This is a genomic window from Pseudoalteromonas sp. NEC-BIFX-2020_002 (genome assembly GCF_013002825.1).
Lineage (GTDB): Bacteria > Pseudomonadota > Gammaproteobacteria > Enterobacterales > Alteromonadaceae > Pseudoalteromonas > Pseudoalteromonas neustonica.
In genome coordinates, this window is the sequence record NZ_JABEPJ010000002.1 from 396930 (window position 1) to 421657 (window position 24728).

Below are 24728 nucleotides of genomic sequence, written 5' to 3' on the forward strand. Positions count from 1 at the left end.
TTTTCAATCAGGTAGGCCTTACTTAAGGGCGATATACTTTTACATTGGCAAAACCATTATCATGTAAAATAAGTGCCTGTAGTTGGCTCATTACGCCCTTCGCACAATATAAGTAATAGTCTTTATCTTGCGGTAAATCGCCAAACTTTGTTGCTAAGCGAAAGAAGGGTAAATGCACTACTTCAATCCCATCAATTTCAAGTGGTTTAGCGTCTTCTTCTTCTGGAGAACGAATATCAACAACCACTGCATCGCTAGGTAAGTCAGAAACTGACTCAGCCTCTTTAAGCTCTTGCTTGGCTTCAAGGTCAATATCACGCACATCCATAACACGTGCATTTTCAATAACAGTATTAAGTACATCAAAGTCAAACTTTTGCTCTTCTGCTTTTACAACCTCAATTTTTGCTTTAACTGTTGGTTTTTTAGAGATAACCCCGCAATATTCAGGCATGGTCTCTGCCATCTCGGCAGTACCAATTTTACGGGCAATATCGATAATTTCTTGTTTATCATGCTGAATTAACGGGCGTAAAATAAGTGTTTCTGTAACACGATCAATGACGCTGAGATTTGCCAGTGTTTGGCTTGAAACCTGACCTAAACTTTCACCAGTAACAAGTGCTTGTATACCTAATTTTTCAGCAATTTGGCTACCCGCACGCATCATCATACGCTTGAGGATTACGCCCATTTGACTGTTTTCAACATTTTCTAATATTTCAGCGACAACTGGCTCAAAATCGACACTAATAAATTTAACTTTATGCGTTGAGCTAAACTGCTTCCAGATATAATAGCTTGCTTGCTTAACACCAATTTCGTGTGCTGCGCCGCCTAGATTAAAGAACAAAAAGTGAGTACGAGCCCCCTTACGGATCATTTGATAACTTGCAACACCTGAGTCAAAACCACCTGACATAAGTGACAATACATCTTCCTGAGTTGGTAGTGGGAAACCTGACATACCATAATGAGTTTGCGTTACTATATATGCTTTATCATCTTTTATTTCTAGGCGTATTGTTACTTCTGGATTTTTAAGCCTTACACTTGCCCCTTCAACATGCTGATTTAAGCCACCACCAACATAACGTTCAACATCTGTTGATGTAAAGTCATGCTTGCCCTGACGCTTACAGCGTACGCAGAATGCTTTATTAACAACGGTGTGGCCAATCAGATCGAGTGCTTTCTCATAAATGTCGTGAAGGTTTTCGTAGTTTGTCTCAGTTACTTCAATAAATTGCACAATACCAGGGATGCGCTGCAGACCATCAATAAAATCAATGCGCATTTGTGCGTCATCAGATTTAGTGACAACTGATATATTGTCCCAGTTGTTCTGAACTTGTACTTTTTCGTCAAGCTTACGTAATACAATTTTAATGTTGTTCTCTAACAACTTTGTAAAACGTTTACGCACGGAGCGGCTTTTAATGGCTATTTCAGGATGGAGTTTGACGATAAATTTAAGCATAGTTCACTCGTTAGACAATTTTAAGAATTCACGCACCCACGTGTTGGGCGCGCGATTATAGCAAAAAATATAACGTCTAGGAAATAAACAAACCTCAAATCCCCATCAGGCAGGTTCGGCTTCTTGCGCTAATTCACTATACTTTTCACGTAACAAGTTAATTTTTGGGATACTTTGCTCAGTCCCATATGCTTTAACGAGCAATAATATTTTTAAAATTCCATTATAAATATCTTGCTGCATAAGCTCACCACTTAAACGACGAGCTTTGATGTAGGGCGTCCAAAAGCTCACCGTAATCTTCAACATATGAGCAAGCTCAACCGCATCTTCGTCATCAATTGTAATAACCCCGCCTTCACGCAGGCCTATTATAATTTCTCTAACTTGACCAAGCAAAGCGGCTTGAAAATCAATGTAATCTTTTTTCAACACTTCATCTCGAGATAAAATATCCCCTAAATTGTCATAGAAAAAATGAAAACGCCACATCAATTCAAATAATGCATCCAAATAGCCAGACAAATGCGAAAGTGCTTCATCGCCTTTGACTATAGGAAGAAACTGGGTATGTAAATGCTCACTGTAAAGTGAAAAAATATGACGAATAATGTCCTCTTTATTCTTAAAGTGATAATAAAGGTTCCCAGGGCTTATCCCCATGTGAGAAGAGATATGGTTGGTAGTAATCGCACGTTCCCCGTGCTCATTAAATAGCTTAATGCTAGTCTGAATTATTTTATCCTTGGTACTCATATCCTGCTACTCTAGGTTGTTTTTAAAGCAAATGCTCAAAGTTTACTCAAATATAATTAGCCGCGCAGTATAAACAATAAATAAACAATTAAATACCATCATGAAAATTTCTAACCCATAATTCGTATTGTTTACGTCATATTGAAATAAACTAATTTACATACGTGTCACTTATCCCTCAATTGGAAAGGCTGATTTGGATTACAAACGCTGTTAATATAGCCGCAAACATAACATTAAGCCGATACTTATGAAAGTCACTGCAATTTACCCAGGAACCTTTGATCCATTAACGAATGGGCACACAGATTTAATTCAACGGGCAGCTAAGATGTTTGATACTGTCATTGTTGCCATTGCTCATAACCCCAGTAAAAAACCATGTTTTAGCTTAGATGAGCGGGTAGCCCTAGCAAATAGTTTATTAACTCATATTGATAATGTAAGCGTGATTGGTTTCTCAGGATTACTTGCTGATCTTGCCCGTGATCATAATGCCAATGTATTGATCCGAGGGATTCGGGCGGTGTCTGATTTTGATTATGAGTTTCAGCTCGCCAATATGAATAGGCGATTAAACCCCGATTTAGAAAGTGTATTTCTCACACCCGCTGAGAAAAATTCATTTATCTCTTCAACCTTAGTTAAAGAAGTAGCGCGTCACAAAGGAGATGTAAGCGAGTTTGTAAGTCCTTTAGTAGTCAAGGCATTACAAGATAAGCTACATGGCTAAAACAGCCTTTAAACAATAATGAGTTTCCGCAGCCATCTTTGGGCTAAGGAAGCTCAGCAGTTTATTTTTAAAAAGTAAATAATGATGAGCTTGTGGCAACATAGCCATGGGCTATTAAATGCAGCGCGATTGGGAGAGTGTTTTGTTCTTTAAAATCCATTTATAACACTTAGCAAAACCAAGAAAGTCCTTATTCAGCACAAGAGCAATAATCATCATGATGTCGGATAAGTTAACTCCTAGCGAGTAGACTGACCAGAGCCACCACTGCTCTTTATTGTCTAATATGTAAATATCAGTATGGATTGCGATCATTAATATCGAGTTGAAAGCTAACCCAATATAGAGGTAATAAATAATGGAAATATCTTTTTTAATAATATGATAGTGCCACATAACTAACACTAAAACAGTTAATATATCGTATATTAACCAGTTCAAATAATTTGAATGAGTAAATTTATATAAATCACTCAATAGGTATGAAGACGCCATAATAAAAGCAACCTGCACAATTGCTTTATCTGGATTGTTAAGCCTTGACACTAAATTATAGAGAAAAGCCATTAAAAAGCCCCACTCGATAAACACACCGATGTAAGGGCCTATTACATCATTAATAACCATAATTTAGATAGAGTGGTTAATACGGCGAGTTTTGAAGAAAGACATAACTACATGTTTAAGCTTAATTAAACCTAAAATATCACGATCGACAATCAAGGCAACTATCATTGTAAAATCAATAATATTCACACCAAAAGAATATATGTCCCAGAGAATCCAAGTTTTTGTATTTTCAATAACATGAAGATCATAATACATACTGAAAAAAAGAAACGTGTTCGCTATCAGCCCTAAAACGACATAGAAAAATGCAGGGCTCTTTAGATTAGGTTTAACCATGAAAGCACTAGCGAATATGACCCCTAATGTTGCAATATCATAAAGTGCCCATTGTAAGTAGATTTGAGAACTTTCAAACCAAGTAAATAGGTGATCACTAACAAAATAAGATATAAAAGCAAAAAAAGACGTAATTAACAGAACTTTATCTCGCTTTAAATCAGCAAACCATAAAAATAGATTAAAAAAGAAAGCCATCATAAAGCCCCAAACTACAAGGGCTCCTAAAGACAAACCAAAATGTTCTGTTAAATACATCTGCCACTCATAGTAATCTATCTTGGGCGCTTATCTGGGTCTAATACGATAATCCCACCGCCACGTTGAATTTCAGCTTCGCCTTTCGATGCAAGCAAAGCCTCATTAGATATAGACACTGTATCAGATTGTAGGGTTTTATTGCTAGCGCTTTGTTCTAAAGCGGGCTTTGATTGTTGCATAGAGCTGTATGCTTGCATTTGTAATTGGCTATTACCTGTAACTTGCATGAGACTATTCCTTTCATTTAATGTTAATAGTGACCTAAGCAGTTTTAAGTCGCTGTTGATAACGCTCTGTTAAATTTTTGGCGTTTTTGTAAAGATGAATCAATTTTTATCCATCTCATGTACCTAATAGCAATTTACGATCCAACTTTTTATAAAATTGATCTTTTTTGATCTAGTAAATTTAAATAGCCGATTTGCAACTTGAAAACTCAGAGGTGAGGTCATACCAGTTTGTGTCAAATATAAAAAAACGCACAGGGATAACCGTACGTCTTTTATATCCAGGGATTTTAAGCCACGTTTTTACACGGGATCTCCGCACTATTACTTAGCTTCAAAATAAATTCCATTGCGACTTCATCGCAATTATCTTTACGTAAACACAGTTCACAATCTTTCATTACCTTCTCTGGTAAGCTGTCTTTAGTACAGAATGTGAAGCCTTGTTTTTCAAAAAAATCAGGGACTCGCGTCAAAACGATAATACGATTAAGCGCCAACTTTTTGGCTTTAGTTAGTAAATGCTCCACCAGCTGCCGCCCTTGTCCAGTTACGCCTGTATCAGGGTCAATACCCAAGGAGCGTATTTCAGCAAGGCCGGTATCATAAATATACAATGACGCACAGCCTGCAACTTTCCCGTTCACTTGTGTCACAGCAAATTCATTAATAGAATGCACCATATCGCTTTTAGCACGTGGTAAATTTTCACCTACGGTAGCCCAGTGTTGTATTAGCTTCGCAATACCTTCAACATCATCAAGATTAGCGTCGCGTACCGTTATTTGCTGTTTTTTTTTGGCATCTTTAACTGCAATGGTAACTTGCTCTAACGATGTGCCACCCAATGCTTGACGTGCTTTTATACATGCGTCTATTTCTAATACAGCATATACATCTTGTTCAAAAATACTATGCACTGATTGGAACTGTTCTAAACTTAAATCCTCTAAGTTATTCCCTTGTGCGATAGCCATTTGCACAAGCACACCCACAATATGATGCCCCTCTCTAAAGGGTATACCTTTAGCTACCAAGTAGTCTGCAAGTTCGGTTGCATTTGAGTGCCCACCCTTAGCTGCTGCTAAAGTTCGTTCGCCGTTAACTTTAACCCCCTTGAGACACGCCTGAGCCATATGAATGCACGCAAGCCATGTAGGCATTGCATCAAATAAGCCTTCTTTGTCTTCTTGCATATCTTTATTATAAGCAAGTGGCAGGGCTTTTAAGGTCATCATCATGGCACTAAAGGCACCAAATACACGGCCTGTTTTACCACGAATAAGCTCCAGTGCATCGGGGTTTTTCTTTTGCGGCATCAATGATGAGCCTGAAGTGACATTATCTGCCAACTCTATAAACCCGGCTTCACCCGAGTTGTAGAAGATCAAATCTTCTGACATACGCGATAAATGGATCATGGAGATTGACGCACAGCTTAATAACTCAACAACAAAGTCCCGGTCTGACACAGCATCTAAACTATTTTTTGTCGCAGCGGTAAAACCTAGCCCTGCGGCAAGAGTTTGCCTATCTATTGGGTACGCCGTACCGGCAAGTGCGCCACTGCCTAATGGGCAAAAATTCATACGGGCTTTAGCATCAGCTAAACGACTTTCATCACGCTCAAGCATTTCAACATACGCCATACACCAATGACTAAATAGCAATGGTTGAGCACGTTGTAAATGGGTGTAACCCGGTAAAATAGTTCCTAGCTCACGTTCAGCTAAAGCAATAAATTCACCTTTTAACTGCGCTAGCGCTTCAAGTAAATGATCGGCGGTATCACGACACCATAGACGAAAATCTGTAGCAACTTGGTCGTTACGGCTACGTCCAGTGTGTAGTTTTTTAGCTAAATCGCCCACTTTTTCGATTAAAGCAGCTTCAACATGAGAATGAATATCCTCAGCGCCCGAAGTTGCCACTGCTTGTGGATCAGCTTTTACTTCGTCGAGTAATTCATTTAATGCTGCTACTAGCGATTGATGCTCGCTACTGCTTAATACATCAACTTGCTTTAAGGCACCAGCCCATGCAACAGAGCCAACAATGTCCTGCTCTGCGAGTTGATAATCGAAGGGAAGTGAGTCGTTAAATTGTTTAAACGCCTCATCTGGACCCGTAGAAAAACGTCCGCCCCATAATGCCATGAAATATCTCCAAACCCTGAAATTGCCCCGCTTTATGTACGGGGCTTTTGTAAAATTACTTCTTCGCGAGTGCTGAAATTCTGCTTGAAAGCGAGAATAAACGAATAAAACCTTCTGCATGCGATTGGTCGTACACATCATCTGCACCAAATGTTGCAAAGTCTTCGCTGTATAAGCTATTTGGTGATTTTTTCTGAACCGCAGTTACTTGGCCTTTATAAAGCTTAAGAATAACTTCGCCAGTAGCAACAGTTGATAATGCTTCTGCGCCCGCTAATATTGAGTCTTTAAGTGGTGTAAACCAACGACCGTCATAGACTAGGTGTGAGAACTCGCCGCCCAATACTTCTTTCCATTTACGACTTGCTTTATCAAGTACTAGCTCATCAATCGCTTGTAATGCAGCCATGATCACTGTCCCACCTGGTGTTTCATAACAACCACGTGATTTCATGCCCACTAAGCGGTTTTCAACGATATCAACACGACCAACGCCATGCGGGGATGCAATATCATTAAGTTTAACTAAACAGTCATACGGTTTAAGTTGTTCGCCATTTACCGCAACTACTTCACCTTCAACTACCTTTAAGGTAACAAACTCAGGTTCATTCGGCGCTTGCTCTGGTGAATTAGTCCATGTCCAAACTTGCTCACTTGGTTGGCACCACGGATCTTCAAGCTCACCACCTTCGTGCGAAATATGCCACGCGTTTGCATCACGACTGTAGATTTTAGTTGCAGACGCTGAACATGGAATATCACGCTCTGCTAAGTAATCAAGTAATGACTCACGGCTTGATAAATCCCACTCACGCCATGGCGCAATCACTTGAAGATCTGGAGCAAGCGCGGCAAAACACGATTCAAAACGTACTTGGTCATTACCTTTACCAGTACAACCATGAGAAAGTGCATCAGCACCTACTTTGCGAGCAATTTCAACCTGCGCTTTTGCAATAATAGGACGTGCCATTGACGTACCTAATAAATAAGTACCTTCGTAGATTGAACCTGTTTTAAGCGTTGGATAAATATAGTCACTTACCATCTCATCTTTTAGGTCAACGACATAACACTCAGATGCACCTGATGCGATCGCTTTTGCTTCAACACCTTCAAGCTCTTCTGCGCCTTGACCTACATCGGCCACAAAAGCAATGACTTCACAGCCGTAGTTCTCTTTTAACCATGGCACAATGGCCGACGTATCTAAACCACCAGAATAGGCTAATACAACTTTTTTAATAGAACGCATTGGTGATACCTTACACAAAATTTGGATTTAATAATGAAACAAGCAACGCGTTTTGCGCATGCATACGATTTTCTGCTTGTTGTATAATTTTTGACGCCGGACCATCCATTACTTCTGAAGTAATTTCAAACTCACGGTGTGCAGGCTGGCAATGCAGTACAGTGTCAGCCCCTGTTAGTTCAAGTAACGCCTTGTTTAATTGATACGGCATGTACTTTTCTTTTACTTGATCAAGTGGCGTTTCATCACCCATTGATACCCATGTATCTGCATACACAGCGTTAGCACCTACAGCCGCTTCAACACGGTCGCTGACCATCACTGATGCACCATTCATTGCTGCAATTTGTTCTGCTTGCTTTAAAATTTGCGAATCCGGTGAGCTGCCTTTAGGGCATACAGCAACGAAATCAGTACCTAAAGTAGCTGCAAGCAACATTAGTGAATGAGTTACGTTGTTACCTTCACCTAAATAAGCCAGTTTTAGTTGGCTTACATCACCATACACTTCTTGCAGTGTTAAAAAGTCAGCAAGTGCTTGGCATGGGTGATATAAATCACACAAGCTATTAACCACAGGAACGCTCGAGAACTCAGCAAGTGTAGTTAACGTTTTATGTTGATATACCCGTGCCACGATGCCGTCTGCCCAACTGGCGATATTCAAAGCAAAATCTTTCACTGATTCACGTGCGCCCATGGCACCATTTTGCGAATCAAGATACACCGCATGACCACCTAACTTATTAATACCAATATCAAATGATAAACGCGTACGTAAGCTCGGCTTTTCAAATAAAGTAACCACGGATTTACCCGCTAGGGCTTGACTAAAATCAGCAGGATTCGCTTTAATTTTTTGCGCAAGATTAAGTAACTTAAGTGCGCCTTGTTGGTCTAGTTCAAGACCCGATAAAAAATGATTAAACATATAAAAACCTATGGTGTAATTTTTGTTCCGACGTGCTCACCGGCAAGTAGAGCGACTAAATTTTCTGGCTTTTGCCAGCTCGAAATATACACTCCGCGTCGTAAGTGCTGGGCAGCAAGAAGGCTGGTCTTTACTTTGACCTCCATCCCACCCAAAATTACTCCATCTGTAATCAGAGTATTGATCTGATTTGTGTCAAGTTGATGTAACGGCTGTTTATTTGCATCAAGCACTGCCTCTACATCAGTCATAAAAATAATTTCTGCATTAAGTTCTTTTGCAATTGCCGCAGCAGCTTCATCGGCATTTACGTTATACCAAAGGCCATCATCACCAAAGCCAATAGAGCTCACCAGCGGTAAGCGTCCGAGCTTTAACAACTCAGGGAGCACGCTTTGCTCACCACTTTCACAATTACCCACTTGACCAAGCGCTTTTAATTTTTGTGACGAAATAATGCCCGCTTCGTATAAACTAAGTCCGACCGGTTTATGACCTGCAATAATTGCTTGGCTCATTAATTGTTTATTCGCACAGCCTGCCAATGCCCCTACAATATAAGGCATTTGCTCTTTCGGACTGATGCGTAAGCCTTGATGTTTCGCACTGGCAAACCCCGCCTCGCTCAACCAATTATCTACCAGTGAGCCACCGCCATGAACGATGACAAATTGCGCTTGAGTTTGCGATGCCAGCGCCTCAAATAACGCTTTTGCCGCGTCTTCTGTATTGAGTACTGCACCACCGAGTTTAATGACCCATGTTTGCATTACTAATTACCCTTTTAAACCAGTGCTATGAGGTATCCCCATCGCTAAATTTATACATTGTAGTGCTTGCCCAGCAGCACCTTTTAATAAGTTATCAATGGCAGCCATTACAATCAGTTGGCACCCTTGTTGTTGCCAAGCAATATCCACAAACGGCTGCTTAGCCACCCCTTTAATTGATGGTATTTTACTACCCAGTAATCGGATCAGTGGCTCATCAACAAGCACTTGGTAGGCTTGCGTAACTTGCTCTGGCGTTACATCTGCTTTTAGTTGTACATAAATGGTTTCTAAAATACCGCGCGGAAAATTACCTAAATGCGGTGTAAATAACACTTTATGACCTAAATGTTGTTCAATTTCAGGGCTGTGCCTGTGATTAAATAATCCGTATGGCGCTAATGACACTTCACAAAAATGCGTGCCCACACTGGCTTTACGCCCTGCACCTGTAACACCTGATACGGCATTAATAATAATAGTTTGATCAGCCAATAATCCGGCTTGTTGTAATGGCTTTAACGCGTTTAATGCAGCTGTTGGATAACAACCCGCCACAGCCACAAGCTTTGCTTTTGCAATTGCTTCGCTATTCCACTCAACTAATCCGTATGCCGCTTCACTCAATAACTCTGTATGCTGATGTTCAAAGCCATAATAGGTTTGATAATCTTCATTGCTGCTTAAACGATAGCCACCTGATAAATCAAATACTTTTTTGCCCATGCTTAAAAAACGTGGCGCTAAATCAACACTCACTTTATGATCAGTACATAAACAAACAAAGTCAGCCGTATTGTCAATATCGCTAAACGCACTTTCGCTCAGCGGTAATAAAGGAGAATCTAGTAAACCTAGATGCTCAGGGTACAAGTCACTTAATAATTTACCTTTATCTAAGCTTTGCTCAGATACATAGCAACCAGCTAAGGTTAATTGTGGGTGTTTTGCGACTAAACTGGCTAATTCTGCGCCGCTATAACCACTTGCGCCAATAATCACTACTTTCATTCGTTACTCTTTTTGGTTTTTATTACTACATTTATGTTCAAATCGGGTTTAACAGTGCATAAACACACTATTTTAGGAATGAAACTGGGTTATCGTCGTTTTATATTCATTGCGTCGCTTTAATATATTTATGCTTAAAAAGTGAATTGATATTCATCATAAATACTTTTATATTGTTATGCAATTAGATTGAATACTTATTTTGGATTTTTTTATGTCATTACCGTCTTTTTTATCTATGTATCAGCAATTGATCGCTGCGCCTTCAATTAGTGCTATGGATGAGTCATTGTCTATGAGTAATAAAGGGGTGATTGATTTATTAGCCACTTGGTGTACAAGCCTTGGATTTGAATGTGAAATAACAGAATTGTCGGGCGCTAAAGGTCGTTTTAATTTACTCGCAAAACGAGGCCAAGGGGATGGCGGTTTAATGCTTGCTGGTCATACTGATACCGTGCCATTTGATGATAGCCGCTGGAACTATAATCCGTTTAAATTAAGTGAGCACGATAATAAATTATATGGATTAGGAAGCATTGATATGAAAGGTTTTTTTGCTTTTGTATTGCACGCTATCAATGAACTAGATAAAGGCGCACAAACACAGCCAATTTTGATTTTAGCCACCGCCGATGAAGAAACGACCATGGCCGGCGCGCAACAAATTTGTAAGCACTCAAATTTAAAGCCCGCCCGCTGTATTATTGGTGAGCCTACTGATATGACGCCTGTTTTCACGCATAAAGGGCATATGAGCAGTGCTATTAGAGTAGTGGGTCGTTCAGGTCACAGTTCTGATCCTGAGCGCGGCTTAAACGCCATTGAAGTAATGCATAAAGTGATTGCAAAATTATTAGTTTTAAAAGAAGAATTAAAGAATAAGTATGCAGTTGAGCATTTTGTTATTCCTTACCCTACTTTAAACTTAGGTCATATCCACGGTGGCGATAATGCAAACCGTATCTGTGGCTGCTGCGAAATGCACATTGATATGCGCCCATTGCCGGGTTTAAGCGTACAAGAATTGCAAATGATGCTGCTAAAAATGGCCGCTGAAATAAACAATCAATACCCAGATTCAGTGAGTGTGGTCGATATGCACGAGCCAATTCCCGCTTTCACCGGCAGCACTGATTCGGCATTGGTTAAACTGGCAGAAAAAATATCTGGCGAGAAAGCGGTCGCAGTTAATTACTGTACTGAAGCACCGTTTATTCAGCAATTAGGCTGTGAAACCATTGTTATGGGGCCAGGCTCTATTAATCAAGCTCACCAGCCGGATGAGTTTTTAGCGATGGAAAAAATAAAACCATCGCAAACTATTATTAGTGAAATGATTAAAGCGAGTTGCTTTAGCTAATGTACAAAGCATTAATGGTGTTAATTACATAACTAACACCATTAATTATTACTTCATATACTTAGATAAGTATTTTTTAAAGACAGGATCTGTTTTAGCCAGTTCTTTTTGCTCAGCCAAAATATCTTTTAAGATACTCTGTGATGTAAGTGGGTTAGCAAGTACCACTCTAAATACCACGGTAGGTTGATGATCATACTGAGCTGGTGTTAAACGTGTACGCGAAACGAATGAGCGCCCTGCTTCTCGTTGACGTTTTTGCATACTGGCGGTAAAACGATTTAGTGAGGCAAAAATATCTAGCCGTGTTTGCTCGCCTGCTTCTGCTATTTTTTGCTTAATTTTCTTTGGTACATAACGGTATGTTAGCAAACATAATTCAGGCTCTGAGATCAGCTCAAAATCGTCATCCGCTTTAACTAATTCAGCAAAATACTGTGCTTTTTCTATGCCTTTATCAATCAATATTTCATAGCCTTTACGGCCAATTACTCGTAAGCAAGCATGCACTAACATCGCCATACCTGGGCGACTGCCTTCGAGCGTATGGCTACCTAAGTCTTTTGAACCTTTGCGTAAAATATATTCAGCATGATGCTCAATAGCATCCGTCGCTGTGGGGTCTTTGAATAACACGAGCCCCGCCCCCATTGGCACATACATTTGTTTATGCGCATCAATAGTAATTGAATCTGCTCGCTCAATACCTTTTAGAAGTGATCGGTGAGTTTGCGATAATAAAGTTGCCCCACCCCAGGCAGCATCTACATGAAAATGACAGTTAAGCTCTGCACTTAAATCAGCCATGGCATCAAGTGGATCAATATTGCCGGTTTCAGTAGTGCCCGCTACGCCTACTATGGCCATCACTTTTATGCCTTGCGCTTCTAACTCATGTGCTTTCGCGCGCATTGCATCAACATCGACCTTATTGTTATCAGCCGTTTTAATGGCTATAAAGTTATCACGACCAATACCTAATAAATCAGCTGATTTACCCAATGAATAATGGCCACGCTCAGAAATCAGTACCGCTAAGCCTTTATAACCATAATGCAGCATGGCACTAATTAAACCCTGTGTACCAATCCCTTTAAATTCCCCATCCGCTTTAAGCAAACGGTTACGGGCAATCCACAACGCGGTAATATTTGCAATTGTGCCACCAGAGCAAAATGCACCGAGTGATGTTTTAGCACTGTGCATCCATTTACTATAAAAACCGTCATCTTGCCCGTATGCTAAATGATGCATCATGCCAAGCACTTGGCGTTCAAGGGGAGTAAATGCTTTGGAGGTTTCAATTTTTACCAGGTTTTGATTAAGGCCCACCATCAACTTAGATAGTGGCAGCACAAAATGCGGTAGCGCTGAAGTCATATGGCCAATAAAGCTTGGCGCGGCTGTATGCACTGAATGAGCAACAAGTTGCTCCATAATGTCCTGCGCATAAGCTGAAACAAAAGTTGGATCTTCTGGGATCACCGCTGATTGAAAATCTTTTTCAATTTCATGCAATGGCTTTTCAATTGCCGCAATGTTCTCATTTAAAAAACCTGCTAAGTTGCTCGAGATCTCAAGTTCGATTTTACTCAAAGTTGAGTCAGGTGCTTCAGGCACGGTAAATATACGCATCAGAGTTTCTTTAGAGGCGACGGCACAACGCTTTTGATCCATCTTTATACCCAGTAAATGTAGCTTTCTTTTATCCAAAGACCCAATTAAAGGCCCTTAGCATAAACAACGCCAGCTACAATGATTCTACGAAATGCGTTAACTTTACTGCAATAGAGTAGTAATGTCTCGTATAAAGCCATAAAAGCAGTCAATTGCATGACAAATTAATGATAAATTGATTAATATTTGCTGCTAAAATGCGCCGTAATTTATTTATAGCTGAGACAGCCATTTTTTGTATAATGGTGTAGCGACCACAAAAGAGGCACACATGATAAAAGGAAGTATACGAACCAAATGGATAATGGCCGGTTTTGTCGTTTTTGTTATCAGCTTACTTGCTTACGTTTACTACACATACCACAGCACGCGTAATGATATTATGCAAAGTGTTGATACTCGTTTGCTTAATGCGGCACTAAGTGTAAAGCATATATTGGGTGATGATTATCATCGTCAACTCAATGCGGGGCTACATGTCAGCCGCAGCGAATATCAACAAAAAAGTCGCCAACTATCAGAGTTTGCCAATACTCTCGATATTGCCTATGTTTACGCGATGATTTTAAAAGATGGACAAGTCCATTTCAGCGCCTCAAGTTATACCCAAAAGGATCAAAATACCGGGAAAGTAACACAGCTTCTTGACCTCTATCCTGAAGCAACCGATGCTAATAAAGGCGCTTTTTATTCTACTGAACCTATATTCGAAATATCAAAAGATCAATGGGGCCACTTTAAAACAATCTTTATTCCTTTTGTTGATAGTAATGGTGTTACTTATATTACTGGTGCCGATATTACTATTTATGACCTAAATCAACGTCTACAGTTAAGTGCTTCAAAAGCAGCTGCTATGGCTAGCTTTTTCTTTTTCATTGCGTTATTGGTTGCTGGCATTTATATATTTTTATTAAAACGTGCCATATCGACTGATTCAGCTAGTGGCTTTGCCAATCATATTGCGCTTGAATATTTCATCAAAAAATCACCACTTCACCATATGCAACTTGCTGTTATCTGGGTCAATGAAATAGAAGATATAAATAGCTTTTATGGCACCGAAGTTGGCGACAGAGTAATGAAAAACCTGTTAGAGCATTTTAATAAACGTCGGCCAACCGACAGCCGAATATTTCGTTTAGCAACGAATAAGATTGTTCTACTTACTTCATTCGATGATAATAACAACAGCTTTGTTAACATTATTGAAGAGTATAATTGCAGCACTCCACTACTTACTAACCCATTTATTTATATTACTTTATGCGCTGGTATCGCTAACGGCAATAAATCTATGCTACTTGAGAATGCCCACATTGCCGCACTACAAGCAAAGCAAGGGCGTCATACTGTTGTTAATTACTCAAAAGCTCTACATGATGTAAAAAGCCAATACCAATACAATGTTGAAATGGCAAAAGAAGTTAGAGAGGCCTTTGAAAACAACCGCATTGTTCCCTATTTTCAAGCAATCTATGACAGTACGCATAACAAAATAATCCAATATGAATGCTTAGCTCGGATGATTACTTGCCAAGGTGAAATATTAAAACCTGACGCATTTTTAAATGTTGTAAACCGCTCGCGCATGGACGGCATGTTAACGCGATCTATGCTAACGCAATGCTTTGAACGATTCCGAAAAACCAGTATATGCTGGAGTATAAATATTACCGCCCAAGATATGCTTGACCCCGGTTTAAGTGAGTTTTTAGAAAGTGAACTAAAACGTTATCCTCAACCTAGAAATATCACCTTAGAGTTACTCGAAACAGAAGCTATCGCTAACTTTTCTGAAGTTAAAGCGTTTATTGCAATGGTTAGGCAACGAGGCGTAAAGGTCTTCATTGATGATTTTGGTACTGGGTATTCTAATATATCTAATGTCTTAAAATTAGAAGTTGATGGCATTAAACTAGACGGTACATTGATCAGACAAATAATTCACGATAAAGATATATATCTCTATATTGAGCACATTGCCAGCTTTTCAAAGCAACTAAACTTACAACTGATTGCTGAATGGGTAGAAAATAAAGCGATTGTCGATGCCTTGTTAAAGGCAAATGTGACGCTGATGCAAGGTTATTACTTTGCCGAACCAGCGCCACAAATAAGTAGTCGTTTAAAAAAGACTATAACAGCGCAATCACTAATCGGTGGCTCTGCTGAGAGCTCGCCCAATACTTTCTCTCAAACGGAGTAATGGCGGTATCGCTACTAAATAGTTCTACTTCACAATGCTGCCCAGTCAACTGTAATGCTTGAGCAAACTCTTTTACGTAGATATCCCAGTTACTGCGAACTTCGAGTAACCCGCCTAACTTAACGATGAATGGGAAGATAGCAGCGCCGTGCCAACGCCGTTGAATATGCTTAGCTTTAGGCCATGGATTTGGATACAACAAATAATGGTGCGTTGGCTGCCAATTGGCAGCAACAGCTAAACGCCAAAAATCATTAAGGTCAGCTTGCACTAAAATATACTGGCCCGAGTCTGTTTGCTTGTATTCAATGTCATGCTTATCTAAACGATGTGATGACTTATCAATACCTATCACTAACGCATCTGGGTGACGCTTTGCTAAATTAGCAGTACTTTCGCCTACGCCACAACACGAATCTAAAATAATGGGTCCAGCAAAAGCCTGCACTTTTTCATTTACTTGATCAAATGCCATTTGCGTATGCGCTGCAATGGGTTTTTTAAACTCAGCAGTTAAATGTTTATTAACTATCTCATCCAGCTTTTCATGCAAGCCTTGTTGATTAGATACAATACTTCGTGAATTTGCATCACTCATTAGTGTCTTAACCCCACACCTTTTTTAATTAACGTCAACGCGACTGTAAATAGTGCTGTAATAAATAACAACAACACACCAAATGCAACAGATAAATCAACATCTGATACGCCTAAAAAGCCATACCTAAAGGCATTAACCATATAAATAATTGGGTTAATCTGCGATACCCCCTGCCAAAATTCTGGTAATAACGTGATTGAGTAAAATACCCCACCTAAATAAGTCAGCGGTGTTAGAACAAAGGTAGGAATAATACTAATATCGTCAAAGCTATTCGCGTAAATAGCATTAATCAGACCACCTAATGCAAATACCGCTGATGTTAATATTACCGTCGCTATGATCACAAATACGTTATGGATTTGAATATCAACAAATAACAAAGATACACACGTAACAATTAACCCCACCAGCATACCACGCGTCATACCGCCGCCCATGTAACCCAGCACAATGATATAATTAGGCACTGGCGCGACTAATAGCTCTTCAATACTTTTTTGAAACTTGGTTGAATAAAAACTTGAAGCCACATTAGAGTAGGAGTTAGTGATCACCGACATCATGATTAGACCAGGAACAATAAACTCCATATAGCTAAAACCGCCCATATCACCGATACGAGAGCCTATTAAATTACCAAAAATCACAAAATATAAACTCATGGTAATCGCAGGTGGCACTAAGGTTTGAATCCAAATACGTAAAAATCGAATGCATTCTTTAAACCATAAACTTTTTAAGGCTACGCCATATTTAAACATCTACTTGCCCCGCCCTTGCTCTAGTAAACCGACAAACAACTCTTCTAACCTGTTCGCTTTATTACGCATACTAAGTACGGTATTACCCTGCTCAGTTAATGCTGTAAATACCGCATTCAAACCTTGTGATTTTGCCACTTCTACTTCAATGGTATGATCATCAGCCATTGTAAATTTATAGCCATCAAGCGTGACTGTAACCGGCTGTACTGGTTGTTTTAAATCCAGAATAAACGTTTCTTTATCTAATTTGGCAAGCAATGCTTTAATCGTGGTATTTTCAACGATAATACCTGAGTCAATAATAGCGATATTTTTACACAATAATTCAGCTTCTTCTAAATAATGTGTAGTAAGGATAATCGTTACACCTTGCTCATTAATTTGGCGTAAAAAATCCCACATAGAACGGCGCAGCTCAATATCAACACCCGCTGTTGGCTCATCTAAAATAAGCAGTTTTGGTTCATGCATTAACGCACGGGCAATCATTAACCTACGCTTCATACCGCCCGATAAAGTACGCGCTTGTTTGTCTTTTTTCTCGAGTAAGCCTAATTGCGCTAAGTATTTATCAGCTCGCTGATGGGCTAATTTTCGCGGTACACCATAGTAACCGGCTTGATTAACTAATATTTGTGTAAGGGTTTCAAACTGGCTAAAGTTAAATTCTTGCGGTACAAGACCAAGCTGCGATTTAGCGGCTTCTAAATCGGTATCAATGTTATGACCAAATACTTCCACTTTGCCTTGGCTTTTATTAACCAATGACGAAATCACGCCTATGGTCGTTGATTTACCCGCGCCATTAGGCCCAAGTAATGCAAAAAAATCGCCTTCATACACTTGCAGATCAATGCCTTTGACTGCTTCAACACCATTTTTATAAACCTTAGTAAGACCTTCAATATTCAAAGCAAGTGCTTTACTCATGATTTCCCTTCCCCATAACCCCAACGTTTAGTGAGGGTATGTTCAATATTTAAATGATCTAGAATACGCGCAACCATAAAGTCAACTAAGTCATTAATGGTTTGCGGTTGATGATAAAACCCTGGTGCCGCAGGCATTATGGTCACCCCAAGCTTGGCGAGTTTTAGCATATTCTCAAGATGAATTTCACTAAATGGTGTTTCTCGTGGCACTAAAATTAACTGACCGCGCTCTTTAATCACTACATCTGCTGCACGCTCTAATAGATTATCTGACGCCCCCATTGCAATCGCAGAGACTGACCCTGCACTACACGGGCATACAACCATTTTTTTCGGTGCGGCAGAGCCTGACGCTACCGGGCTAAACCAGTTATCTTTACCAAATACTTGTAACTGACCTGCTGGTGCATTAAATAATGTACTTAATTGCTCGGTCGCCTTATCTTCATTACCTGATAACTTTATGTTTGATTCAGTATCAAGTACTACACGAGCAGCACTTGAGATCAACACATACACGCGAAACTGCTGCGCGAGCAATACTTCAAGTAATCGTAAGCCATATGGCGCACCTGACGCGCCACTAAAGGCAAGCGTAATAGTTTCTTTATATTGCACTGTCGCTCCGGTTTATTACTGTATAAATTTATGCTGCAAAGCGGTAATTAACTTATCATGAAGGCCGTTAAAGCCGCCATTGCTCATGATTAAAATATGTTGTTGTGGCTGAGCGCTTGCAACGACTTGCTCAATAATCTCATTGGTATTACTTAAGCATACCATTTCTGCTTGTTTTGCTTGTTCGCTTAATGACCATGCTAAATTGTCAGGCTCAAATAGATACACATCATTAGCATCGACTAACGACGCTAATAAGGTATGTTGATGCACACCCATTTTCATAGTGTTTGAACGCGGCTCGAGTATAGCGATAATTTTTTCATCACCCACTTTTGCGCGCAGCCCTGCAAGTGTTGTAGTGATAGCCGTAGGGTGATGAGCAAAATCGTCATACACTTTAATATTGGCAATATCCGCTTTAAGCTCCATTCTGCGTTTTGGGCTAATGAACTCTCCTAACCCCGCAATACTATGCGGGATAGCAATACCTACATGACGTGCGGCAGCAATTGCCATAATCGCGTTTTTCACATTATGCTCACCAAACGCTTGCCATTTTACAGTGCCTTGACTCTGATCATTAAGTAACACAGTAAACTCGCTACCATCAGCCTTGATAAGCTGATAGTTCCAATCTGCGCCGAGTGTTTCACTTTCACTCCAACAGCCTTGCTTTACCACAGCTTGCAATGCGTTATCTTGCTGGGGCCAAATTACTTTGCCACTACTTGGTAGTGTACGCATCAAATGATGAAATTGTTTTTTAATGGCGTTTAAATCGTCGAAAATATCCGCATGATCAAATTCAAGGTTATTTAAAATAAGCGTGCGTGGTAGGTAGTGAACAAACTTGCTGCGTTTATCAAAAAATGCAGTGTCGTACTCATCGGCTTCAATAACAAAAAATGGCGTTTCGCCAACTCGGGCAGACAAGCCAAAATTTTGCACAATGCCACCGATTAAAAAACCCGGCTTTAAACCTGCATATTCTAAAATCCAGGCCAGCATACTTGCGGTAGTGGTTTTACCGTGAGTACCTGCAACAGCCAGTACCCATGAATTTTGCAGCAAATTATGCTTCAACCATTCAGGGCCTGAGGTATAAGGTAGCCCTTTATCTAATACATATTCAACACATGGGTTACCGCGACTCATTGCATTACCAATCACAACCATGTCTGGCGCAGGGTCTAACTGAGAGACATCATAGCCCTGCATTAATTTAATACCTAGCTCTTCGAGTTGTGTGCTCATTGGTGGATACACGTTTAGATCTGAGCCCGTTACAGTATGCCCAAGCGACTTAGCAATCGCCGCAATACCGCCCATAAAAGTGCCACAAATACCTAAAATATGAATATGCATATTATTCCTTTGCCGCTAAAAATAGCTTATGCAGCACTAAAAAAGAGATAAAAAATGAAGCTGATATAATGCCAAAAATAGTGCTCAGTTACCATTATCATCTAACACAACACTTGTGCTAGATGGTAACTAATAGCATATAAACTAAAAAGTTCCCCTACTCTTGCTCAACTGCTCAAATATCACTCGTCACTTTTTGAGCAAAATTAACATTGCAGTTCAATTTTAAAGCAAGGTTATTGACGTACAATTGCAAAATAGTTAATTGCAAAATATAAAAACAACTTAAGAAATTACAAAAAGTAAATGTGTAAATCTATGATTACAAATAATATTAATAAAAAACAATGCAATACCAACATATACCCACAATAAAAACAAAAAGCACTTTTTAGCAACAAAACTCACATTCGCCACATAAAAGACTCCATTTAGGGACTGTGATAAAACATAGCGCTAAATTACATTTGGTTACATTGAAAGGCATATATTTAACGTCAAAGTTAATATGGCTAACAATGTTGACCCTTTGCAAGTTCAATCAAGTTTAATTGCCCTGCGGGCAAACCTTGTCAAAATAAAAAGGTGTTATGTTGAAAAAATTAAATCTTATTACAGCAGCAGTTAACGCAGTATTAATTACTGGCACAATTGGCGTATCAAGTGCATTTGCACAAGAAACTACTGACGTAAAACCCGTTGAGCGCATTCAAGTAACAGGGTCAAAAATAAAACGTTTTAATTTGACCTCTCCGACTCCTGTTACTGTGATAAGCGGTGTTGAGCTAGAAAACCAAGGTATCACCAATGTAAATGATTTACTTGCAGACATGCCGCAAGCGACTGTTGGCTTTTCACCAGAGACAACAACCGATTCAATTTACGCGTCAGGCTTAAATACTACTGACCTTCGTGGTTTAGGCTCAGAACGTACATTAGTGCTTGTTAATGGTCGTCGCTTTGTTCCAGGCTCTATTGGCGACACCGCTGTTGATTTAAATAACATTCCAACGACGATGATCGAACGCATTGAAATTGCAACCGGTGGTGCTGCAGCTGTATATGGCGCTGACGCTGTTGCCGGTGTTGTAAATATCATCACTAAAAAATCTATGGATGGTATTGAGTTTGACGTTTCAACTGTTCGCCCTGAGCAAAGTGGTGGTGAGCAAAATAACTTCTCTATCACCGGTGGTATGGAAGGTGATAAATTATCGTTCATTGCATCAGTTAACTACACTGAGAATAAAAGTTACGGCAAGCTAAGTCGTGACTTTTACCGAAATCCAGTTAACACATACATTAATCCTGCCAATTTAAATGGTACAGATGGTATTCCTGAGCGTATTATTTTAGGTAAACCTACAGGCCTTGCTTATTATTCTGAAGGCGGTGATTTCTTCTCAAAAGGTGCCTTTACAGATGATGGTTACAACAACCACCACTATACCTTTGATGAAAATGGAAATATTCGTCCTTTTCAGATGGGTTCTGGTCGCATCCCAAATCCAAACCAAGCATTGATTGATCACGAGAACAAGCTTGCAAATCCATCAAATAGCTATTTTGAAGGCGGCAATGGTGACGGCGTATTTGGTCATGGTTATAAAAGCTACTTTCAAACTCCTTTAGAGCGCCTTATTGCTTCTGCTTACGGTACTTATCAACTAAATGATGATCATACATTAACGTTTGACTTTACTTACTCAAACACTGAATCGACTACTGAAAGTACACCGGCTTTCTTCCGTCATACTATTCGCCGTGATAATGCATTTGTAAAAAATGACATGGCTAAGTTAATGGATGATAACGAACTAAAATCAGTCACTCTTCGTCAAGCCAATGAAAATCTATGGGGCGACCGCGCATATAACCAAGAGCGTGAAGTGTTCCGTACCTCTATTGGCGTTGAAGGCATCATAAGCGATGATTGGGGCTATTCAACATATGCGCAGTTTGGTCGTATTGAGCAAGACACACTGTGGACTGGTGAAGTATTAACGCAAAATCTAGCAAACTCTATTGATGCCGTTGAATATCAAGGTAATGTTGTTTGTGCTAAACGTAATGATGATGGCGAAGTAATTGGCGCAATTGAAGGCTGTACACCATTTAATACTATGGGGGCTACATCAGCAACGCAAGCACAAGTAGATTATATTGGTACTACCGCAACCCGCTTTGCACAACACGACCAAGTTGTTTTTGCATTAACTGTAGACGGTTCACTTTTTGAACTTCCAGCTGGTTACGTTGCAGCCGCATTCACCGCAGAGCACCGTCGTGAATCAGCAACTACAACACCATCTGAGAATATGCAAAAAGGCTTAATCTTTGGTAATTCAAGCTTACCAATGGATGGCGAAATTGATGTCAATGAGTTATCAGCTGAGATTTCCATCCCGTTACTAGAGGATGTATTTCTAGCAACTGACTTAACATTTGAAACAGCTTTACGTTACATGGACTACTCAGTCACCGGTGAAGATAATGCATGGAAATTGGCGCTTAACTGGGGTGTAACAGATGAACTTCGCGTTCGTTTAAATCGCTCTAAGTCAGTACGTGCACCAAATATAGGTGATTTATTTACACCTAACTCAAAAACATTTAGCTCAGGCCGCGCGGATGTCTGTAGAGCTGACTCAATTGCTACATCAGGTAGTAAGTATAAAGCAAACGTAATTAAAAACTGTCAAGCAGCAGGTTTAGCTGAAGGATGGAAACCTTCGGACGCATGGCTAGCAGCCGGCAGCTTACCGGGCTATATTCAGGGTAACCAAAACCTTAAAAATGAGACATCTAACGATTACACCGTTGGTGTAATTTATACTCCTGAGTTTGTTGAAGGTTTAGATCTAACTCTTGATTATTGGTCATTCGAAGTGGAAGGCGCCATTGAGTATTTTGGCCGTAATAGTGTTGAACTATGTTATGAGTCATCATCTTTAGATAACCCTTTCTGTAGTAACGTTGTGCGTAATGAAAAAACGGGTGAAATTGAAAACTTCTTCACTCGCCCAATTAATGCCGCTGTTATTAATAAAAAAGGTGTTGATGTTGAATCAGCATACCGTACTGAGTTGTTCTCTGGTGACTTAGCACTAAAATTAACTGCAACCTACCTAATTGACGACAACAGTAACTCAACTGGTCGTGCTGAAGATTTTCGTAGTGATGTAGGTGAAATAGCCTCTCCACGTTGGAAAGGTCGTTTTAATGCTGTGTACTCACATGATGACTCAGCTTACGTATTAACAATGAATTATCGTCATGCAACTGTTAATGACAACGACTGGAGCATTGAACAGAATAACTATAATGATATCCCATCTTACACGACGTTTGATTTTATGTATAAAACAAACATCTTAGATGAGCTACAATTACGTGTAGGTGTTAACAACATTCTAGACCGTGAACCACCACGTAATCCGTTCACTTACGATGATGGTGAGTTCTTTGACGTGAAAGGACGCCGTATATCACTAGGTGCTAAATACACGTTCTAATTTAAACGTGTTTTAGAGCAATAAAAAACGCCTTACTCGTCGAGTAAGGCGTTTTATTTTAATCACAGCAAGCTTATTAAAATAAGATGCTTATACGCGCAGCTAACGATAACTGCATCGCTTTATTCGGGTTTAACTTATCCATGGCAAGCGAAAAATCAAACCACTCACTTTCATAACCCAGTTTAGGTACTAAGTTAACAGGGTCTATAAGTAGTTTAATCTGGCTTTCTCCCCAGGGCAGCTGAACACCAAGCTGTACAAAATTGATATCACCTTGACGGAGTAAGTTGGCAACATAACTCAGCTCTCGCTGTTTATATGACAACTCAATAGCAACGTGTTCTGGGATCCTAAAATCATGTTCACTTTCTCCCTCAAATCCTTTTAGGAGTGGGCGAAAACTACTAAACCCTTGGTTATCAACAAAACTACCTTTTGTATTAATATTGGCACGCGTAAAACCGACATTATCAACTGTAAATTGGTTATAAATATCAATAAAACTTGCGCGAACTAACACATTTTCCCATGGCATAAACTCTGTGAATACATCAAATGAATAACCACTGCCACTGTTATCCCACCCTCCATTATTTGGACGTTTTAAAAAGTTATTGTGCGTGTAGTACTCTTGGTAATTTAACTCGCCTAATAAACTATTATCTTCGCGACCTTGAACATTGCCGCTCACGAATGAGTGCCTAAAATAATCAACCCCCCAGTAACTCCCTTTTACACCAAGTAGAAATAATTCGAACTGATGTTCAAATGTAATACCAAGCCCTTTACTGCGGTTTGCAAAGTAGTCTAGTTTAGCCTGGTAGTTTTCTTTGCTCAGTAAGGGCGTTTTATTACTTTCTTGATAGTAGCCTAAAGCAGTGTCGGGGTTACTTTTTACAAAGTAGTCCAACCGCTGCTCTATATGAAAAGTAAATTGCTGCCAATCACTCGGCTGATAACTTAAGCCAATCCGCGTTTGTGAAAAACCGTTGTCTGCGTCGGTTTTTGGTGGTGTTTGCCATTCATCTTTAGCAAGCTCCAAAACAGGCGCTATATTGCTAAAGCTATTTGAATATACATAGGTTGATACTTCATGCTGCGCAATTACATGCATTGAACTAAACAATAAAGTACAACTAAAAAAACTCTTAATGTTCATTTTTTATTTCTTATAAAAAAGGCCAGC

Annotated in this window: 20 protein-coding genes; 4 read left to right on the plus strand and 16 right to left on the minus strand. The window is 39.7% G+C overall.

Annotated elements, in window-relative coordinates:
- Window positions 1–22 precede the first annotated feature (22 nt).
- Window positions 23–1480, minus strand: a complete 1458-nt coding sequence (thiI, locus tag HJP15_RS04005) for a tRNA uracil 4-sulfurtransferase ThiI (protein ID WP_054204323.1) — start codon at window positions 1478–1480, stop codon at window positions 23–25.
- A gap of 105 nt (window positions 1481–1585) precedes the next feature.
- Window positions 1586–2236, minus strand: coding sequence for a TetR/AcrR family transcriptional regulator (locus tag HJP15_RS04010; protein WP_054204324.1), 651 nt, complete (start codon window positions 2234–2236; stop codon window positions 1586–1588).
- Between the two features lie 250 nt (window positions 2237–2486).
- Here HJP15_RS04010 and coaD point away from each other — a divergent pair, with 250 nt between their 5' ends.
- A complete protein-coding gene (gene coaD / locus HJP15_RS04015; RefSeq protein WP_054204325.1) occupies window positions 2487–2969 on the plus strand; it encodes a pantetheine-phosphate adenylyltransferase in 483 nt (160 codons plus the stop codon).
- A 630-nt stretch (window positions 2970–3599) separates the two neighbouring features.
- Here the strand turns inward: coaD and HJP15_RS04020 are convergent.
- The 7 genes from HJP15_RS04020 to argC form a co-directional block, all read right to left on the minus strand.
- Window positions 3600–4133 carry a hypothetical protein gene (locus HJP15_RS04020; protein WP_249365784.1) on the minus strand — a complete coding sequence of 178 codons (534 nt, stop codon included), beginning with the start codon at window positions 4131–4133 and terminating at the stop codon, window positions 3600–3602.
- A 17-nt stretch (window positions 4134–4150) separates the two neighbouring features.
- Window positions 4151–4363, minus strand: a complete 213-nt coding sequence (locus HJP15_RS04025) for a hypothetical protein (protein WP_170173116.1) — start codon at window positions 4361–4363, stop codon at window positions 4151–4153.
- 290 nt (window positions 4364–4653) lie between these two features.
- Window positions 4654–6519, minus strand: coding sequence for an argininosuccinate lyase (gene argH / locus HJP15_RS04030; protein WP_170173117.1), 1866 nt, complete (start codon window positions 6517–6519; stop codon window positions 4654–4656).
- A 55-nt stretch (window positions 6520–6574) separates the two neighbouring features.
- The gene (locus tag HJP15_RS04035; RefSeq protein WP_169326553.1) at window positions 6575–7777 is read right to left on the minus strand and encodes an argininosuccinate synthase; all 1203 of its coding nucleotides are present in this window, start codon (window positions 7775–7777) and stop codon (window positions 6575–6577) included.
- 10 nt (window positions 7778–7787) lie between these two features.
- A complete protein-coding gene (locus HJP15_RS04040) occupies window positions 7788–8708 on the minus strand; it encodes an ornithine carbamoyltransferase (RefSeq protein ID WP_054204331.1) in 921 nt (306 codons plus the stop codon).
- A gap of 8 nt (window positions 8709–8716) precedes the next feature.
- Window positions 8717–9478: an acetylglutamate kinase gene (gene argB, locus HJP15_RS04045; RefSeq protein WP_054204332.1), complete on the minus strand. Its 762-nt coding sequence runs from the start codon at window positions 9476–9478 to the stop codon at window positions 8717–8719.
- Window positions 9479–9484: 6 nt separating this feature from the next.
- Entirely contained in the window at window positions 9485–10489 is a 1005-nt protein-coding gene (gene argC / locus HJP15_RS04050) for an N-acetyl-gamma-glutamyl-phosphate reductase (protein ID WP_170173118.1), read from the minus strand.
- A gap of 214 nt (window positions 10490–10703) precedes the next feature.
- On the opposite strand from argC, the gene argE reads away from it, so the two are divergent.
- Entirely contained in the window at window positions 10704–11852 is a 1149-nt protein-coding gene (argE, locus tag HJP15_RS04055) for an acetylornithine deacetylase (protein WP_054455129.1), read from the plus strand.
- A 48-nt stretch (window positions 11853–11900) separates the two neighbouring features.
- Here the strand turns inward: argE and panP are convergent, their stop codons facing one another.
- The gene (gene panP / locus HJP15_RS04060) at window positions 11901–13529 is read right to left on the minus strand and encodes a pyridoxal-dependent aspartate 1-decarboxylase PanP (RefSeq protein WP_170173119.1); all 1629 of its coding nucleotides are present in this window, start codon (window positions 13527–13529) and stop codon (window positions 11901–11903) included.
- Between the two features lie 271 nt (window positions 13530–13800).
- Here panP and HJP15_RS04065 point away from each other — a divergent pair, with 271 nt between their 5' ends.
- Window positions 13801–15738: a bifunctional diguanylate cyclase/phosphodiesterase gene (locus HJP15_RS04065; RefSeq protein WP_054204336.1), complete on the plus strand. Its 1938-nt coding sequence runs from the start codon at window positions 13801–13803 to the stop codon at window positions 15736–15738.
- Here the strand turns inward: HJP15_RS04065 and trmB are convergent.
- The 5 genes from trmB to mpl are packed head-to-tail and all read right to left on the minus strand — an operon-like array spanning window position 15668 to window position 20024.
- Complete coding sequence (gene trmB, locus HJP15_RS04070; protein WP_054204337.1) at window positions 15668–16336, minus strand: tRNA (guanine(46)-N(7))-methyltransferase TrmB; 669 nt, start codon at window positions 16334–16336, stop codon at window positions 15668–15670. The genes HJP15_RS04065 and trmB overlap by 71 nt on opposite strands.
- A complete protein-coding gene (locus tag HJP15_RS04075; protein ID WP_054204338.1) occupies window positions 16336–17103 on the minus strand; it encodes an ABC transporter permease in 768 nt (255 codons plus the stop codon). Before HJP15_RS04075 ends, trmB begins: the two co-directional genes overlap by 1 nt.
- On the minus strand, window positions 17104–18036 hold the full coding sequence (locus HJP15_RS04080; protein ID WP_054204339.1) for an ABC transporter ATP-binding protein: 933 nt from the start codon (window positions 18034–18036) through the stop codon (window positions 17104–17106).
- Complete coding sequence (locus HJP15_RS04085) at window positions 18033–18656, minus strand: flavin prenyltransferase UbiX (RefSeq protein ID WP_054204340.1); 624 nt, start codon at window positions 18654–18656, stop codon at window positions 18033–18035. Before HJP15_RS04085 ends, HJP15_RS04080 begins: the two co-directional genes overlap by 4 nt.
- Before the next feature lie 15 nt (window positions 18657–18671).
- Window positions 18672–20024, minus strand: coding sequence for a UDP-N-acetylmuramate:L-alanyl-gamma-D-glutamyl-meso-diaminopimelate ligase (gene mpl, locus HJP15_RS04090; RefSeq protein WP_054204341.1), 1353 nt, complete (start codon window positions 20022–20024; stop codon window positions 18672–18674).
- A 590-nt stretch (window positions 20025–20614) separates the two neighbouring features.
- Between mpl and HJP15_RS04095 the strand changes: the two genes are divergently transcribed.
- Window positions 20615–23539 (plus strand): TonB-dependent receptor plug domain-containing protein, encoded by a 2925-nt coding sequence (locus HJP15_RS04095; RefSeq protein ID WP_170173120.1) that lies wholly within the window; start codon window positions 20615–20617, stop codon window positions 23537–23539.
- Window positions 23540–23615: 76 nt separating this feature from the next.
- Here the strand turns inward: HJP15_RS04095 and HJP15_RS04100 are convergent, their stop codons facing one another.
- Complete coding sequence (locus HJP15_RS04100) at window positions 23616–24701, minus strand: hypothetical protein (protein WP_054455118.1); 1086 nt, start codon at window positions 24699–24701, stop codon at window positions 23616–23618.
- Window positions 24702–24728: the final 27 nt, after the last annotated feature.

What these genes read in the sequence shown, in the direction of transcription:
- thiI (WP_054204323.1), bottom strand. Translation starts at nt 1,480, where the DNA reads ATGCTTAAATTTATCGTCAAACTCCATCCTGAAATAGCCATTAAAAGC.
- HJP15_RS04010 (WP_054204324.1), bottom strand. Translation starts at nt 2,236, where the DNA reads ATGAGTACCAAGGATAAAATAATTCAGACTAGCATTAAGCTATTTAAT.
- coaD (WP_054204325.1), top strand. Translation starts at nt 2,487, where the DNA reads ATGAAAGTCACTGCAATTTACCCAGGAACCTTTGATCCATTAACGAAT.
- HJP15_RS04020 (WP_249365784.1), bottom strand. Translation starts at nt 4,133, where the DNA reads ATGTATTTAACAGAACATTTTGGTTTGTCTTTAGGAGCCCTTGTAGTT.
- HJP15_RS04025 (WP_170173116.1), bottom strand. Translation starts at nt 4,363, where the DNA reads ATGCAAGTTACAGGTAATAGCCAATTACAAATGCAAGCATACAGCTCT.
- argH (WP_170173117.1), bottom strand. Translation starts at nt 6,519, where the DNA reads ATGGCATTATGGGGCGGACGTTTTTCTACGGGTCCAGATGAGGCGTTT.
- HJP15_RS04035 (WP_169326553.1), bottom strand. Translation starts at nt 7,777, where the DNA reads ATGCGTTCTATTAAAAAAGTTGTATTAGCCTATTCTGGTGGTTTAGAT.
- HJP15_RS04040 (WP_054204331.1), bottom strand. Translation starts at nt 8,708, where the DNA reads ATGTTTAATCATTTTTTATCGGGTCTTGAACTAGACCAACAAGGCGCA.
- argB (WP_054204332.1), bottom strand. Translation starts at nt 9,478, where the DNA reads ATGCAAACATGGGTCATTAAACTCGGTGGTGCAGTACTCAATACAGAA.
- argC (WP_170173118.1), bottom strand. Translation starts at nt 10,489, where the DNA reads ATGAAAGTAGTGATTATTGGCGCAAGTGGTTATAGCGGCGCAGAATTA.
- argE (WP_054455129.1), top strand. Translation starts at nt 10,704, where the DNA reads ATGTCATTACCGTCTTTTTTATCTATGTATCAGCAATTGATCGCTGCG.
- panP (WP_170173119.1), bottom strand. Translation starts at nt 13,529, where the DNA reads ATGGATCAAAAGCGTTGTGCCGTCGCCTCTAAAGAAACTCTGATGCGT.
- HJP15_RS04065 (WP_054204336.1), top strand. Translation starts at nt 13,801, where the DNA reads ATGATAAAAGGAAGTATACGAACCAAATGGATAATGGCCGGTTTTGTC.
- trmB (WP_054204337.1), bottom strand. Translation starts at nt 16,336, where the DNA reads ATGAGTGATGCAAATTCACGAAGTATTGTATCTAATCAACAAGGCTTG.
- HJP15_RS04075 (WP_054204338.1), bottom strand. Translation starts at nt 17,103, where the DNA reads ATGTTTAAATATGGCGTAGCCTTAAAAAGTTTATGGTTTAAAGAATGC.
- HJP15_RS04080 (WP_054204339.1), bottom strand. Translation starts at nt 18,036, where the DNA reads ATGAGTAAAGCACTTGCTTTGAATATTGAAGGTCTTACTAAGGTTTAT.
- mpl (WP_054204341.1), bottom strand. Translation starts at nt 20,024, where the DNA reads ATGCATATTCATATTTTAGGTATTTGTGGCACTTTTATGGGCGGTATT.
- HJP15_RS04095 (WP_170173120.1), top strand. Translation starts at nt 20,615, where the DNA reads ATGTTGAAAAAATTAAATCTTATTACAGCAGCAGTTAACGCAGTATTA.
- HJP15_RS04100 (WP_054455118.1), bottom strand. Translation starts at nt 24,701, where the DNA reads ATGAACATTAAGAGTTTTTTTAGTTGTACTTTATTGTTTAGTTCAATG.